Origin of the sequence: Clostridium sp. AM27-31LB, assembly GCF_003480745.1 — a bacterium.
In the GTDB taxonomy this organism is placed as follows: domain Bacteria; phylum Bacillota; class Clostridia; order Lachnospirales; family Lachnospiraceae; genus Butyribacter; species Butyribacter intestini.
Genome location: NZ_QUJS01000008.1, coordinates 53,818 through 69,342, shown reverse-complemented (window position 1 = coordinate 69,342; position 15,525 = coordinate 53,818). Strand labels below are relative to the sequence as shown.

13 protein-coding genes and 1 CRISPR repeat array are annotated in these 15,525 nt (G+C 36.0%); all 13 genes read right to left on the bottom strand.

Annotated features, from left to right (window positions below; genetic code table 11):
* Nucleotides 1-68: 68 nt before the first annotated feature.
* The 13 genes from DW721_RS11940 to DW721_RS11885 all read right to left on the bottom strand — a co-directional run bounded on the left by DW721_RS11940 (nucleotide 69) and on the right by DW721_RS11885 (nucleotide 15,499).
* A complete protein-coding gene (locus tag DW721_RS11940; protein ID WP_118745881.1) occupies nucleotides 69-1,313 on the bottom strand; it encodes a 3-isopropylmalate dehydratase large subunit in 1,245 nt (414 codons plus the stop codon).
* 10 nt (nucleotides 1,314-1,323) lie between these two features.
* Nucleotides 1,324-1,815, bottom strand: coding sequence for a 3-isopropylmalate dehydratase small subunit 2 (locus tag DW721_RS11935; protein WP_022013193.1), 492 nt, complete (start codon nucleotides 1,813-1,815; stop codon nucleotides 1,324-1,326).
* 32 nt (nucleotides 1,816-1,847) lie between these two features.
* Nucleotides 1,848-3,095: a homoaconitate hydratase family protein gene (locus DW721_RS11930; RefSeq protein ID WP_118745880.1), complete on the bottom strand. Its 1,248-nt coding sequence runs from the start codon at nucleotides 3,093-3,095 to the stop codon at nucleotides 1,848-1,850.
* Between the two features lie 4 nt (nucleotides 3,096-3,099).
* A complete protein-coding gene (locus DW721_RS11925) occupies nucleotides 3,100-3,573 on the bottom strand; it encodes a 3-isopropylmalate dehydratase small subunit (protein ID WP_118745879.1) in 474 nt (157 codons plus the stop codon).
* Nucleotides 3,574-3,839: 266 nt separating this feature from the next.
* Entirely contained in the window at nucleotides 3,840-3,995 is a 156-nt protein-coding gene (locus DW721_RS16140) for a hypothetical protein (protein WP_182436308.1), read from the bottom strand.
* Between the two features lie 419 nt (nucleotides 3,996-4,414).
* Nucleotides 4,415-5,110: direct repeats of the CRISPR family, unit length 36 nt; unit sequence GTTTGAGTACCATACATTTTTACATCATTCTCAAAC.
* Nucleotides 5,111-5,215: 105 nt separating this feature from the next.
* Complete coding sequence (gene csn2 / locus DW721_RS11920; RefSeq protein WP_118745878.1) at nucleotides 5,216-5,887, bottom strand: type II-A CRISPR-associated protein Csn2; 672 nt, start codon at nucleotides 5,885-5,887, stop codon at nucleotides 5,216-5,218.
* Nucleotides 5,884-6,189: a CRISPR-associated endonuclease Cas2 gene (gene cas2 / locus DW721_RS11915; RefSeq protein ID WP_118745877.1), complete on the bottom strand. Its 306-nt coding sequence runs from the start codon at nucleotides 6,187-6,189 to the stop codon at nucleotides 5,884-5,886. The genes csn2 and cas2 overlap by 4 nt, the downstream gene beginning before the upstream one ends.
* A gap of 4 nt (nucleotides 6,190-6,193) precedes the next feature.
* Complete coding sequence (gene cas1, locus DW721_RS11910; protein WP_118745876.1) at nucleotides 6,194-7,075, bottom strand: type II CRISPR-associated endonuclease Cas1; 882 nt, start codon at nucleotides 7,073-7,075, stop codon at nucleotides 6,194-6,196.
* Nucleotides 7,072-11,121: a type II CRISPR RNA-guided endonuclease Cas9 gene (cas9, locus tag DW721_RS11905; protein WP_118745875.1), complete on the bottom strand. Its 4,050-nt coding sequence runs from the start codon at nucleotides 11,119-11,121 to the stop codon at nucleotides 7,072-7,074. Before cas9 ends, cas1 begins: the two co-directional genes overlap by 4 nt.
* A 297-nt stretch (nucleotides 11,122-11,418) precedes the next feature.
* Nucleotides 11,419-12,618 (bottom strand): pyridoxal phosphate-dependent aminotransferase, encoded by a 1,200-nt coding sequence (locus DW721_RS11900; RefSeq protein ID WP_118745874.1) that lies wholly within the window; start codon nucleotides 12,616-12,618, stop codon nucleotides 11,419-11,421.
* 286 nt (nucleotides 12,619-12,904) lie between these two features.
* Nucleotides 12,905-14,269, bottom strand: coding sequence for a PFL family protein (locus DW721_RS11895; RefSeq protein WP_055941341.1), 1,365 nt, complete (start codon nucleotides 14,267-14,269; stop codon nucleotides 12,905-12,907).
* A gap of 21 nt (nucleotides 14,270-14,290) precedes the next feature.
* Nucleotides 14,291-14,563 carry an ACT domain-containing protein gene (locus DW721_RS11890; protein WP_022015083.1) on the bottom strand — a complete coding sequence of 91 codons (273 nt, stop codon included), beginning with the start codon at nucleotides 14,561-14,563 and terminating at the stop codon, nucleotides 14,291-14,293.
* Nucleotides 14,564-14,704: 141 nt separating this feature from the next.
* Nucleotides 14,705-15,499 carry an MBL fold metallo-hydrolase gene (locus DW721_RS11885; protein WP_022015084.1) on the bottom strand — a complete coding sequence of 265 codons (795 nt, stop codon included), beginning with the start codon at nucleotides 15,497-15,499 and terminating at the stop codon, nucleotides 14,705-14,707.
* Between the last annotated feature and the right edge of the window lie 26 nt (nucleotides 15,500-15,525).

Here is a 15,525-nt window from a genome sequence, read left to right as displayed (position 1 = left end):
CACACCTAATATTTGTGTCAGGTGTGCACAGACACAAATTGTCTGGTTTATTGTCAAAAAGCAGCTTACTATTCCGGTACTACTATCTTTCCTGCTATTGCACAAGCTGCTGCCGATTTTGGTGACGCAAGGTAGATACCTACTTTTGATGTTCCCATACGACCGAGGAAATTACGGTTGTTTGTTGCAACAACTGTCTCTCCGTCTGTCAGAATACCGCCTGTTCGTCCACAGCAAAGTCCACAGCTTGGATGTGTTATTATCGCACCTGCTTTTGAAAGGATTTCCATCGTTCCATTCTCTACCGCCTGTCTGTATATCTTACGGCTTGCAGGCGTAACGATAAGTTTTACAAAAGGTGCTACATGCTTGTCCTTAAGGATTTCTGCCGCTGCCATAAGGTCCTCAAGCCTTCCGTTTGTGCATGAACCGATAAATACCTGGTCAATCTCTTTTCCCTCAATCTCTGAAATTGGTTTTACATTATCGACATTTGAAGGACAAGCCATAACAGGTACTAAATCTTCTGCTTTATAATTTATAACTCTTGAATAAACCGCATCACTGTCACCGACCAAATCTTTCTGCTCGTCAGTAAGCTCGATTTCACAATACTCTGCTGTTTTCTCGTCAGGTGTAAATAATGCACATTTCGCTCCTGCTTCAATCGCCATATTTGACATTGACATTCTTGAAGCCACCGACATATTTTCCACTGTATCTCCGGCAAATTCAAGAGCTTTATATGTCGCACCGTCAGCACCGAGATCTCCAATAAGCTTCAGGATAATATCTTTAGCCATAACATTGTCAGGAAGTTTTCCCGTGATATTTACCTTGATAGTCTCAGGTACACGAATCCAGAGCGTTCCCGTTCCAAGAATACTTGCCATCTCAGTATAACCGATTCCTGATGAAAATGCACCAACACATCCATATGTAGTAGTATGGCTGTCTGTTCCAAAAACTATGTTTCCAGGTTTAACATATCCTGCTTCTGTCATAAGCTGGTGACAGATTCCGTCTGAACGGTGAATATTTTTCATTCCATATTTTTCCACAAATTCATTTCCAATACGGAAATGTCTTGTGTCATCAACCTGACTTGCCGGCACAAGATGGTCATATATAAGAACCGCCTTGTCAGGATTCCATATCTTCGTAAATCCCATCTCCTCAAACTTTGAGGCAACAAATGGAATAAAAATATCATGTACCATAACTCTGTCAACATTTACGGTAACTATCTCTCCCGGCTTTACTTCTTTGCCGACATTATTTCTAATGATTTTTTCAATAATTGTTGAACCCATAACTTACCTCCTAGTCTAATCCATTTAATTTACGCATTGCTTTTACAAGTCCGCCTGCATCGATTATCTCAACAAGATTATCCGGAAGTGATGCTATAGGATATTTATTTCCATCATACTCTATATTTTCATTAACTGTAACTGTAATACTGTCACCCTCTTTCACATCATCGTGAAGTTTATCATTCTCGATAAGCAAAAGACCGTTGTTTATTGAATTTCTAAAGAATATTCTCGCAAATGATTTTGCGATAACGCATTTTATACCAAGTGCTTTTATAATCTCAGGTGCCTGCTCTCTTGAAGAACCGCAGCCAAAATTCTTTCCGGCAACTATAATGTCACCCTCTTTAATCTGTGCTGCAAGTTCCGGTCTGAGTGGTGAAAACGCATACGGTGCCATGTCATTGACTGTCTCTAATGCAAGGTACTCAGTTGGAATAATAATATCCGTATCTATATCATCACCGAGCACCCAGACTTTTCCACTAAACTGTGCCATGTATTTTTCCTCTTTTCGTTATTTAGATTTTTCTACAATAAATCAGCCGTTGTAATCTCACCCTTTATCGCTGATGCTGTCACTGTTGCGGCTGATGCAAGATAGATAAATGAGTCTTTATGTCCTGCACGGCCTTTAAAGTTTCTTGTTCCCGTACTTATAAGAACTTCATTTTCACCGATAACACCCTGACAGCTTCCCCAGCATACGCTGCAGTTCGGATTCATAACTATTGCCCCAGATTCCATAAATGTGTCGATAATGCCCTCTTTAAGTGCCTGCTCGTAAACTGCCGCACTTGCCGGTACCACAAGGAAACGAACAAGCGGAGCAACTTTCTTTCCTTTGATAAGTTCTGCACCAACACGGAGATCCTCAATTCGTCCGTTATTGCATGAACCAAGAAATGCCTCGTCAATATGAGTTTCTAAACATTCTTTTGCCGGTACTACGCTGTCCACAAAATGAGGTTTTGCAACGATTGGCTCAATTTCATCAAGATTAATGTCATAGACCTTTGCAAATTTAGCATCAGCATCACTTGAAAAGCTGTGTTTTGGCTTTCTTCCATGCTCCTTAAGATAATCAATCGTTATATCGTCAACTTCCATAAGTGCTGTTTTGGCACCTGCCTCAACACAGAGGTTACAGATAGATATTCTGTCGCTCATGTTGAGAGTTTTAAGTCCCTCACCGCCAAATTCCATAGCCATGTAATTTGCACCATTTGCACCAATCTTTCCTATAATAGTAAGGATAAGATCTCTTGCATAAACACCGTCCTTAAGTTTCCCTTTAAGATTAAATCTAAGTGTTTCAGGAACAAGAAGCCATGACTTACCTGTAACCATGGCATAAAGATAATCCGTACATCCAACACCGGTACCAAATGCACCAACAGCACCATAAGCACAGGTATGACTGTCAGCACCAAAAATAAGTTCACCTGATGTAACATGATTTTCCATCATAACCTGATGACACACCCCTGCACCCTCATAAAACTTAATGCCATGCTCCTTTGCAAAATCTCTCATCTTCTTGTGTGAAGCTGCTGTCTTTACACTGTCACATGGAACATTGTGGTCTACTATCCAGACAAGTTTGTTTACATCTGCAATATGCGGATTTTTAAGTTTGTTATACATGTCTATTGTAAGATGTGTTGTTCCATCATTACTCATAAGTCTGTCAAGTTCTACTGTATGTATATCTCCCGGCTTAACCTCATTTACACCTGCGGCTGCCGCAATAATCTTTTCTGCAATCGTCATTCCCATGAAATTAAACCTCCTTATTTAATGATGCAATAAGACCGCCCTGGTCAAGTATTCCTTGCATATATGCCGGAAGTTTTGTGCACTGGTATTCTTTATCACCAACACGCACGATACCCTCCTGAAGATCAAGTTCCATCTCATCACCTGCATTTACATTTTCGTGTAAATCTTTACAGACAATAACTGGGAGTCCGATATTGATCGAATTTCTATAAAAAATCCTAGCAAATGATTTTGCTATAACTGCCTTGACTCCGAGTGCTTTCAAAACGCTTGGTGCCTGTTCCCTTGAAGAACCGCAGCCAAAATTTTCAGAAGCCACAACATAATCCCCCGGCTTTACATTTGCCGCAAAATCAGGGTCAAGTGACTCAAATGTATGTGTTTTCATCTCATCAATTGTAGGAAAAAGAAGATACTGTGAAGCAATTATCTGGTCAGTATCAACATCCTGATTGAATTTAAAAATCTTACCCATCTATAGTTTCCTCCATTATATTTGTATAATAGATATTCACAAAACAATTTAATCATAATAGATTATAAGCGTTTCACAAATACCTAATTCGTATAACAAAAAGTGCTTTTTAAGTATATCACATTTTTGATTGACTGTGAACTGTCTGCATATATTTTCGCTGTAGCTGCTTCGACTATCCCCTCTTTTATAATAACCTTTATATGCTAATTCTATTTTATCTCCACTGTCTGTTATATGATTTATTCTTCCTTTGTAATCGTAAACTATATTAGTGTATTGACACACACTGCCGCATCTTCCATAAACTTCTCAAATAATACATCGTCAATCAAACGAAGATTTCTTATTATCTGTATCACTTCTTCATCAGTTTTTCTATTCTTTTTAGATTTTCCTTTATTTTGTATTTCATTAGCCACTTGTTCCACCTTCTTTCAGTATTTGTTTCAGAAATATATGTTCATAATTAAACTTTATCATCTGATAAACAGATGAAAATGCTTGTTTTTTCTTAAGTGAAATAATGATAACATACGATTTATCTTTTTAATATGTGAATATTGTTAGAAATATTTTATATGATTTAGTACATTATAAAAAATTTTGTAATATTAGATTTTTATTTCCTTCTGCATTATGCCTTAATTTATATAGATTTCTTTGTTAATAACATACAAAAAAATCGCAACTTAACTGCTGTAAATGGCGATTTTATCATTATTTGCGTTACTTTTTTAAATAATGCCCTTTAACGGGCTTCTTCATTTCTACAAGTACGACATTCATTCATCAGAAATTAATAAGTAGTATGTTAATACCGTTAATGTAAATCTGACCTGTTTGAGTACCATACATTTTTACATCATTCTCAAACAACAATTTACAGTGTGATAAAAAAGAACGCGTTTGAGTACCATACATTTTTACATCATTCTCAAACTAAATTGACTGTTGTCGAACTATACCAAAGTTTGAGTACCATACATTTTTACATCATTCTCAAACTATGTATCAGCACAGTCAAGCGATGTATTAGTTTGAGTACCATACATTTTTACATCATTCTCAAACTACATTGTTATAAATAATATATGTTTGTATGTTTGAGTACCATACATTTTTACATCATTCTCAAACATAAAGAATATAACGGTGTGAACATAAACAGTTTGAGTACCATACATTTTTACATCATTCTCAAACTTTCTTTTGCCATATTTTACCACTCCTCTCGTTTGAGTACCATACATTTTTACATCATTCTCAAACCTCATTCATATACTCATCAAAATTTTGTACAGTTTGAGTACCATACATTTTTACATCATTCTCAAACTAATGTCTATTCAGGATAGCAATAATGCCGGTTTGAGTACCATACATTTTTACATCATTCTCAAACTCTATCAGATTATTGGCATATTGTTCATCTGTTTGAGTACCATACATTTTTACATCATTCTCAAACTAAACTGCAATTTGTCTGCCGCTTTTTGCAGTTTGAGTACCATACATTTTTACATCATTCTCAAACCTCAAATTCAAAAATGAAATGCCATCACCAGCATAAAATGTATATACCGTACTCAAACATATTTGTCTTTAGATAATTTTATAATATCATATATGAGCAAATAACTCAACTGATAAAGCAGCAATCTTTGTCTAAAATATAATACTTTTCTTCTTCTAATATACTGAATTGACTGCTCTCAAACAAAATAATATTCCATTTTCTACTCATAGCTTCGGCATAAAAGTCCTGTATTTCCTTTTCAGAAAAATATCTTTTCAAGTCAAAGAATATAAATACCTGAATTTTTAATAAGTCCCGCACTAGAATACAATATTTTATCAGTCGCTCCAAATCGTTGTCATACTCCTGAACTATATGTATTCCAACAGCTTTTGCCAATTTACTAATATCTACACTTTCATCAATTTCATATTCAAAATCAAATTCCATTTCCATATCATAGAAAAAATTTTGTATCACCTGATTGAGTTCCTGATATTGCATCCATCTTTTTTCATTCACTGCAACATTCTGAACTGACTGTAAAAATTTATTTAAAATGCGTTTACTGTTCTCATCTGCAAGTAAAGGATTTAATATCAATTCGACATACTTATTCCACGCTATCTCAATTTCTTCATGTGACAATATCCAGCCTTGTTCTTCTCCCAAAACCTGCCTCATAAAAGACTTTTGAATTTTCCGCCACATTTTAGGATTTTCCACAACAAATACAGTGGTTCTATTTTCTGTCAATTCTACTCTTATTCCAAGCTTTGCCTGTGCAAGTATCATAATATCACCAATCTTTCGTCCGATTGCAAGATTTCTTTTTGTTCCTCTCCTACCAGAAATTCCATTTTACTATACTGTTTTTCTGTGATAGTGAGCATCTGAACAAGTCCTTCAGGCGGTGTATTTTTCCTCACACCATCTATTATTCCTCTTGATACGGTAGTATTTAAAGCCAATTTTGTATAAATTGACTCCTGCATCATCACAAACCCATTTTTTAACAGATACTTTCTAAATCTTGTATATTCTCTCCTCTGTTCTGTCGTAATAACAGGCAGATCAAACATTACCATTACTCTCATAAACCTATAACTCATCTACTGAATAAAATCTTAGCAACGAAATATCCGAATCATTTATTGCATCAAATACACTTTTTGTATATCTCTTTATGGCATTATTAACAATGAAATGTTTTCCCTCCATATAAACCTCGCCATTTAATACATTTACAAGTTTCATTTTCTGCTCATGTTCAAAGTCTATCAAATTCATGTCATACACAAGCCTGTCTATAAGAATTCTAAAAGGTTCCATAAGATCAGAACCAAAATTGAACTGATTGAACATATTGTCATGGAAAAGTCCCAATTGTGTTATATAGCCGTTTGCAACTATTTCCCTGTTAAATGCAGAAAGTAATATACTGTATCCGTAATTTAGTGCCGCATTTATATTATTGTCCTGACTCCTCGAAAAATCCATTCCAAACAATGCGTTGAAATATACTTTTGCAGCGTGTCCCTCTCTGTTAGTTTCATCTTTCCAATGAACTGCTCTTAAATATCCGGATAAAAGCCGTGCTTCCTCCTCCTTACCTAATTCTCTTAAAAAACATTCCTGCTGCTTAATCTTTTCACGCACAATTTCAGTCCAGACACTATCCTTTATAAATCTGCTCCAATTTATCTGTGTCCTCACTTTATTGCTTGTATCATGCGAACCATAATAACCTATCAGTTCAGAACTCGGATTTCTTTTCTGGTCGCAGAATATAACTTTAACTTTCTGTCTTGTAAGTTCTGCGAGCAGACCAACTGTCAATGAAACAGATGTTGACTCTATCAAAAGCAATCCTATCTCCGAAATATGTATTTTTGTGGTATTCATATCACTGCGAACCACTAGATACCCTAATTGAAGGTCCAGTTTCGCAGTGTTATGAATAACCACTACACGCCAGCTCATATAGTTTTCAGGTCGATGACCTGTTCATAAAATCCGGTTATTGATTGATTAATCAACTCAGCCGTTTCAAAATTTGACATTTTACATACTGGTTGAATTTTTCCATTTTCCTTTCCACCTCCTATCAATGTCAAATTCGCCTTGCAACTATTGCATCCAAACAAATGCAATATCTCCTCTATCACAAGACACTTATTCACCAAAGTTAGTTTTTCAAATTTTTCCTTACCATTTTCCAATGTTTCTACTTGTTTTGATAGCATAATATTATATAAAGTATCTTTTAGTTTCTTATAAAATAACTCATACAGCTTTATCAGCATCTCATCAGTCAGTTCCATTTTATCTGAAATCTTTACATTTTTATTTATCTTGTAATCGGCACATATCTTTCCTGTCTTTTTCAATATTTTCTGACTCTCATCATCTAAAACAAACTGTTCTGCACATTTAAAAATTAACTGTTTTCCTGTTCTTCCTGAAAGATGCATCCTAAATCCATCCACATTGAATAATGAATCTGTCTTTATCTTTTTCAGCCTTATATCAGGATTTACAAGCTCAAGCTTTTCAATACAATATCTTAGTGCTACATCTTCAGATTTTTCCATTTCTTTTGCAAGGTAAACAGGAACAAATTCTAAGGTCCGTATCCTATTGCCTTTTTTATCTGTTGACTCAACTAGCATAAAATACACACCACTTGCACTATCATATGCTCCATATTTTTCTTTCATAGCAAGCCTATCATCATATGAATTTCCTTTTATCGGAATTTGTCCGTTTCCTTTCTTTACCAACTGCTGTTTAAATAGCTTCCCTTTGACTTCATATGCTTTTCTTGTAAACAGTATGTTATTCTTTCCCATTACTCTTTTTACTGTGAAAATAGTTCCATCCTCACCTGATACCCATGCTGTTTCACCACCACGGCTGACTGTCCCCTGCTCAAACATCTTTTTAAGATTATAAGTTCTTCCCGGATTGTTTCGTATAAACCATGCCGCATCTTTTGTAAATTTAACATAGTATGTATTTCCAACTACAATATTTAAATAAGCATCTTTCGCATGATGATAATCATTTATGCTCCTTACTTTTGTAAATCCAAATTTATGTCTGAATTCACTTACTGCATTAGCCTTTGCATATACTATCTCCGACTCCGGATATGCCTTTGTGAGAAGCTGCGTTACTGCTTTTGTACTCTGTCTTGTTTCTACAAGCTGTCTTGCGATAAAACCGGACAGCTCATTTTCACTGAAACCATCACGCCTTGTTAAACGGTGATATTTTTCTTTTGAGATTAAATCTTTCTTTTTAAGCATATCCCATAAAGTTTTTGACTTGTCCATATATTCCTTTGGCACTGGAAAAACATCGGTTTTGTTGCTATTCAATTCTCTTTTCACAAGAACTCTGTTGTCGAGACTGTCGTCCATAACCTTTGACTGCGGATATATATGGTCTATATCATACCTGTTTGTAAACAAATCTTCTATGTCTATCACTTCATTTGAGTACATACATCTTCCCATCTGGGTATAATACAAAAACAATTTATCACTTCTAAGTTTATTATCATCTTCTTTTACAAGATTTTCATAAATCTCAGGTGCTTCTTTTTTACAATATTTATATTTTTCCAAAAGCCTTGATTTTCTTGAAACTTTTACATCTCCCTTTTGTCCTGGTTCTCTTGCCATCTCGACAAATATACGCTCCGGCTTACTTCCCATTATTTTTGATATTTCTTCTACGATTTTTAAAGTCTGCCATACAGGTCTTTTGACCGCCGGTGATACATAAAGTTTCTGAACATCATCATATGTTACCACCTCAGATTTATCTTCTGCTTCATCATTCAATCTTTTTATCTCTGAAAGATAATCGTACTTGTTGCTGAGAAGCTGCATAAGATTTTCATTTGTCTCCCAAAGTGCTGATATTATATTTAGCACTTCACCCGTTTCTTTATTGACTGACTCTACTTCTTCTAAAAACTCTCTTGAAAGTCTTCCCCATCCTGTATATTTCTTTGCCGCAAGTTTTGTCACCTGTTTATCACTAAGTTCCGGATATTTAATCTTAAGTCGCTTTTTAAGCATCTTTTGTGAGTCTGCAAATACTGTAATATCCTTTATTATATCCTCTTTCTGATTTTGACTTAAATTTATGTCTCCTGCTATCTGTTTTATATCATGATATGCCTTAAGGGAACTTTTAAAGTTCTGGTCAAATCCCGACAATTCCTGTTCTCTTTCTATAATGCCGCTCCTTATAAGAAAATCTTTAACTTTCTTTCCCGTTACCCTCTGGTATTTCTTGAAAACATTCTCATAGACAGCCTGCTTTATCTCAACTGACACTTTTTCCCCGTCAATCCTTAAATTGTTAAGTTCATTTAAAACCATAAATTTTGAATAGAGCAGCGATTCTTTAGGTAAAACATCTTTTCCTATAAGATATGTGCATTTATTTGTCATTCTTCCTATAAATTTTCCAGCACTTTCCTCTGCATCAATCTTACTTTCAAAATTCCACGGATAAATCTTTCCATCCTGTTTTCTTACCGCCCAACTGTTGCCGCCTTTGTCAGAATGATATGTATTAAGCGGTCCGACATAATATGGAATGCGAAACTTAAATATTGCCTTTATCTTGTCCGTGTTTGTATAACCCTCATCATCTTTTTCACTCAAAAACGGATAATACAAAGCTGCATTTTTTAATATGCGGTCAAGCTCTGCCTCATGAAGCTGGTAAGGTATTACACCATTATCACTTATTACCTGCTTAGGCAAAAATGTTTCATTTTCTATCTCATTTATGATACTTTCCGCAATTTCTCTTTCTTTTTCATCCTCAAAATTTATCTTATTTAAAGTTTTCTTCAAAAATGAATAAAAATCAGCTTTTGTGCATTTTTTATCTATAGGTACTTTCTTCCCATTCTTTTTAACCATACCAATATATGCACTATAATTTGCCTGCTTTTCAGGTAATCCGAAAATCAACTTATATTCATCCGGTCTTGTTTTTAAAAGACCTTTTAACTTTCTCAAATCATCCCCGTGCTTTTTATATATCTTTACTTTTGCTTCTGAAATATATGTCGAACCCTCTAATATATCACTGAGCACCGCCCAGTCATAAAGAGCCTTTCCGGTAGCTATCAATAAAAATCTTTCCGCTAAAGTTTCCTCCACATTCGCAATATACTCATCATAATTTGAATCAGCAAAAGAAATTTTGTTTCTTTCACCATCATCAAGTGACTTATCCGCAAATATTTCACTTAATTTAACCGTACAGCCTGTAATCAATGCCGCAAGTGCCTTTTTCTGCTTATCCGCTCCTGCTATTATCTTTCCTAACTCCTGCTTTTTTGCTGTTTTACTTTTTTGTCTTGATTTTAGCAAATCTTCTATATCTTTTAACTTTTCTTCATCCACCGTTATCTCAATATCATTATCCGATGCCACTTTACAAAAAGCCTCAAATGCACTGCCGAAATCCGTCACCTCAGACATTTTCTTTCCCTCAAATAAAAAATGTCCTCTATGCTTAATAATATGATGTATTGCAAGATAAACAAGTCTTATATCATACTTCTGTGTCCACTCGTTTACAAGTACATTTCTCACGTGAAATATAGTCGGAAACTGCTCATGATAATCTTTATCCGTAAATCCATCATCAACAAAAAGTGCATATGGTAATTCAGGCTGCTTTCCGTTTATATCTCTCTTATCTTCAAACCAATACTTACTCTCTTTCATTCTCTGATAAAAACCTATATCAGTCTTTGATATTTCATCACCGAATATCTCCTGCAACAATTCCATTCTCTGTTTTCTACGCTGTGTTCTTCTTCTGGCGGCACGAAATGTTCTTCTTTCCTCTGCTGTATTAGCAGTTTTGAACAATCGTACTCCCCATAGAGCCTTTCCATGTCTCTTTATGATATTATACTTATCATCCGTAACAGCCCAGCCTACTGATGCTGTACCCATATCAAGACCTACATAAAATTTTTGCTTCATAATTTCCATTACCTCCTTGACAATTTTATATTTTTATTATATCATACTTATAGAATAAGTACCATACTTAATTTTACATCATAAGTTCAAATAAAAATTTATTCAAATCGCCTTAGGGCATCACAGTGTGTGAATTTTAAAAACTCGTTTTCAACGGGTTTTTTGTTTTTTATATTTACAAGTATCAGTTTTTGTGTATAATATTTCACCAAAAAAAGATAATGATTATTGAAATTTTGTCTCAATAATCATTATCCTTTTTATTATAAATCACCTAAAACCTTATTCATTTTTTAATTATGCCAATTCCTTTATAAAACTTTCAATCCTGTCGAGTCCTTTCTCAATCTGCTCAATAGATATAGCATAAGAAAGACGGAAACAGTCTGGAAATCCAAAGTCTGCACATGGCACTATTGCCGTATTGTACTCATTGATAAGTATGTCTGCCATCTGTGGAACGCTTTCTATCTTTGTTCCCTTATATGATTTTCCGAGTACTGCACTGCCGTCTACAAACACATAAAATGCTCCCATTGGCTCAAGTGCATCGAGTAAATCCATATCGCAGATTCTCTTATACATATATTTACGGCGTTTATCAAATTCAGCATGCATTTTCTCTACTGAATCCTGTGGTCCCGTAAGAGCCTCTACTGCCGCTTTCTGTGCTATAGAGTTTGGATTTGATGTCTGGTGACTCTGCACGCTTCCCATCATCTTTGCAATCTCTTTTGATGAACCTGTATAGCCTATTCTCCAGCCTGTCATCGCATAGCTCTTTGCAAGTCCGCTGCAAGTTATAGTCCTGTCATATATATCTTTTCCAAGTGATGCAATGCTTATATGTTTCTGCTCTCCGTAAACAAGCATTTCATACATTTCGTCTGCTACCACATAGAAGTCTTTTTCTACCGCAACTTTTGCTATTGCACGAAGTTCTTCTTCCGTGTAAAGCATTCCTGTAGGGTTATTTGGTGTGTTTAATACAAGTGCTTTTGTCTTGTCTGTTACTGCTGCCGCAAGATCCTCTGCCGTAAGCTTGAAGTTCTGCTCTTTTGTTGTCGTAACGATAACCGGAACTCCACCCGCAAGTTTTACTATCTCAGGATAGCTGAGCCAGAATGGTGCAGGGATGATAACCTCATCGCCTGGATTTATGAGTGCTGTAAATATATTTGTAAGTGAATGTTTTCCACCATTGCTTATAACTATCTGGTCCGTATCATAATCAAGTCCGTTAAATTCCTTGAACTTTTTAGATATAGCTGCTTTTAATTCATTTGTTCCTGAAGCAGGTGTGTACTTTGTAAATCCATCTTTAATCGCTTTGATAGCTGCCTCACAGATATTTTCAGGTGTGTTGAAATCAGGTTCGCCAGCTCCAAATCCAACTACATCTTTTCCCTGTGCCTTAAGTTCTTTTGCCTTTGCCGTGATTGCAAGAGTTGACGAAGGTTTAACTGCTGCTGCTTTCTTTGATAATTCTAATGACATATTTCTAACCTCATTCCTGCGACTTTATCGCATAAGTAATTTAATATTTTTACGCCTGTATCAGAACCAGACTGCCGTTCATACCACATATGACTGACAATAAGAATATATCTCTTAATGAACCTTATTCATGATACGGTTTTAATTATCTCACATTACATATACCTGCGTCAATATATATGTTTACGATTATATCAAAAAAATATACCTTAAAATTGTAAAAATTACCAAAAACTCAACAATTTCAAGGTATATTAATGTGTTTTAATATTTTTTCTTAATTTTCTTAATTCTTAAAGCTGTGGATAGGTGCCGGTATTCTTCCGCCCCTGTTTACAAACTCGCTGCAGTCAAACTGATTTACAGGCATTACAGGTGCATATCCTAACAATCCTCCAAACTCTACCATCTCTCCGACTTTCTTTCCCGGAACAGGTATAAGTCTTGCCGCTGTCGTTTTCTGGTTTATCATTCCGATAGCCATCTCATCTGCGATTATCCCCGCAATCGTCTCAGGCTTTGTATCTCCCGGTATTGCTACCATATCAAGTCCTACCGAACATACACAGGTCATGGCTTCAAGCTTTTCAAGAGTGAGTGCTCCATCCTGAACTGCATTTATCATTCCCTGATCCTCACTTACCGGAATAAATGCACCGCTAAGACCACCTACATACGAAGATGCCATTACACCGCCTTTTTTAACCTGGTCATTAAGCATTGCAAGTGCCGCCGTTGTTCCCGGTGCTCCTGCTCTCTCAAGTCCCATCTCCTCAAAAATATCTGCTATACTGTCACCGATTGCCGGTGTAGGTGCAAGTGAGAGGTCTATTATTCCAAACGGTATATTAAGTCTTTTTGATGCCTCAAGTGCAACAAGCTGACCTACTCTCGTAATCTTGAATGCCGTCTTTTTAATCTTTTCACAGAGTGCACCAAAGTCAAGCCCATGTGCCGACTCAAGTGCTTTTCTCATAACACCCGGTCCACTTACTCCGACATTTATTATCTCGTCTGCTTCGGTAACACCATGGAATGCTCCTGCCATAAACGGATTGTCATCAGGTGCATTACAGAATACAACAAGTTTTGCACAGCCGTTACATTCACAGTCAACTGTTATATCAGCAGTCTCACGGACAATATCACCCATAAGTCTTACCGCATCCATGTTTAATCCTGTCTTTGTCGAACCGACATTTACTGAACTGCACACGAAATCCGTAGCCTTAAGTGCCTCGGGTATTGAGCGGATAAGAAGCTCGTCACTCTTTGTCATCCCCTTTGAGACAAGTGCAGAATATCCACCGATAAAGTTTACTCCAACTTCCTTTGCAGCTTTATCAAGCGTCTTTGCTATCGTTACATAATCCTCAGGCTTCTTACAGGCAGAGCCGCCGATAAGAGCTATAGGTGTAACTGATATTCTCTTGTTTACGATAGGAATACCATATTCAAGTTCAATAGCTTTTCCTGTAGGAACAAGATCTTTTGCAACAGTTGTTATACGGTTATATATTTTTTCATTTAATCTGTCAAGATCATCATCTATACAATTTAAAAGGCTTATACCAAGCGTAATCGTTCTTACATCAAGGTTTTCCTTCTCGATCATATCATTGGTTTCTTTAACTTCTGCTATATTTATCATACTGGCTGCCCCTCCAAATTATTAAATTCTGTGCATCTTGTCAAAAATATCCTCACGCTGAGCCTTTATAGTACAGCCCATATCCTCACCTATCTTTTCAAGGGCATTGTTAAATCCTGCAAAGTCTGTTTTACATTCTGCCACATCAACAATCATCATCATGTTAAAAAATCCACCTACGATAGTCTGTGAAATATCAAGAATATTTACATTGTTTTCTGCAAGATATGTGCATACCTTTGCGATAATACCAACACTATCCTTGCCTACTACTGTTATAACTGTTTTTTTCATTTTATCTATCCCTCGTTTCTGCACACATTTTTTGCATAGTGTGTAATATAATATTTCACATATAAAATCTGTGTCCAGTGTGCACAGACACAAATCCCGTATGTGAAAATTTTTCACACTTTTTTCTTATCTTAAATTATCTTAAAGCACAACCATCTTAGACGGCTCGTCTCTCTTTGCTACCGACAGGTCAAAATCAAGGTCTTTTAATCCCATCTCCTCCCACAACTGACATTTTACTGCTTCAAATGCAAGCTGCGGATAGTTGTTTTCTTTTGACAGATGTGCAAGAAATGCATATTTTAAATTTTTATTTATCACCTTGCACAGCAAACTTCCTGAATCTTCATTTGATAAATGACCGTATTCACTCAATATCCTACGCTTAAGCTTATACGGATATTTTCCGGCTTCAAGCATACTTATATCATGGTTTGCCTCAATAAACAAAACATCTGTATCTTTTAAATGGTCTATCGTATAATCATCATACTTTCCCAGATCAGTAGCTATGCTCGTCTTATGTCCCTCCGCCGTAAGCGTATATCCTACCGGGTCTGCGGCATCATGCGATGTTGAAAATGGCATTACTGTTATCGCTCCCATAGATACCGGCTCATCAGCGTGTACCTCAAAAAGATGATTCATTGAAATAATGCCTTTTTTATCCTTAAGCCTTATTGCATCGAGCGTTCCACCTGTTGCATAGACAGGTGTATCAAACATCTTGACCATCATATTTATACCCTGAATATGATCACTATGTTCATGTGTTACAAATATTCCGTCTAGCTGTTCAGGAGCAACACTAATCTTTTTAAGTCCTTCGACTATCCTTTTACGGCTCACTCCCGCATCTATCAGAATATTTGTGTCACCACTGCCAACATATGTACAGTTTCCACTGCTGCCGCTGGCAATACTGCATACTCTCATTTCTACCTCATTTCTATGCTATATCC

Coding starts and splice junctions, on each gene's coding strand:
- DW721_RS11940 (WP_118745881.1), bottom strand. CDS start 1,313: ATGGGTTCAACAATTATTGAAAAAATCATTAGAAATAATGTCGGCAAA.
- DW721_RS11935 (WP_022013193.1), bottom strand. CDS start 1,815: ATGGCACAGTTTAGTGGAAAAGTCTGGGTGCTCGGTGATGATATAGAT.
- DW721_RS11930 (WP_118745880.1), bottom strand. CDS start 3,095: ATGGGAATGACGATTGCAGAAAAGATTATTGCGGCAGCCGCAGGTGTA.
- DW721_RS11925 (WP_118745879.1), bottom strand. CDS start 3,573: ATGGGTAAGATTTTTAAATTCAATCAGGATGTTGATACTGACCAGATA.
- csn2 (WP_118745878.1), bottom strand. CDS start 5,887: ATGATACTTGCACAGGCAAAGCTTGGAATAAGAGTAGAATTGACAGAA.
- cas2 (WP_118745877.1), bottom strand. CDS start 6,189: ATGAGAGTAATGGTAATGTTTGATCTGCCTGTTATTACGACAGAACAG.
- cas1 (WP_118745876.1), bottom strand. CDS start 7,075: ATGAGCTGGCGTGTAGTGGTTATTCATAACACTGCGAAACTGGACCTT.
- cas9 (WP_118745875.1), bottom strand. CDS start 11,121: ATGAAGCAAAAATTTTATGTAGGTCTTGATATGGGTACAGCATCAGTA.
- DW721_RS11900 (WP_118745874.1), bottom strand. CDS start 12,618: ATGTCATTAGAATTATCAAAGAAAGCAGCAGCAGTTAAACCTTCGTCA.
- DW721_RS11895 (WP_055941341.1), bottom strand. CDS start 14,269: ATGATAAATATAGCAGAAGTTAAAGAAACCAATGATATGATCGAGAAG.
- DW721_RS11890 (WP_022015083.1), bottom strand. CDS start 14,563: ATGAAAAAAACAGTTATAACAGTAGTAGGCAAGGATAGTGTTGGTATT.
- DW721_RS11885 (WP_022015084.1), bottom strand. CDS start 15,499: ATGAGAGTATGCAGTATTGCCAGCGGCAGCAGTGGAAACTGTACATAT.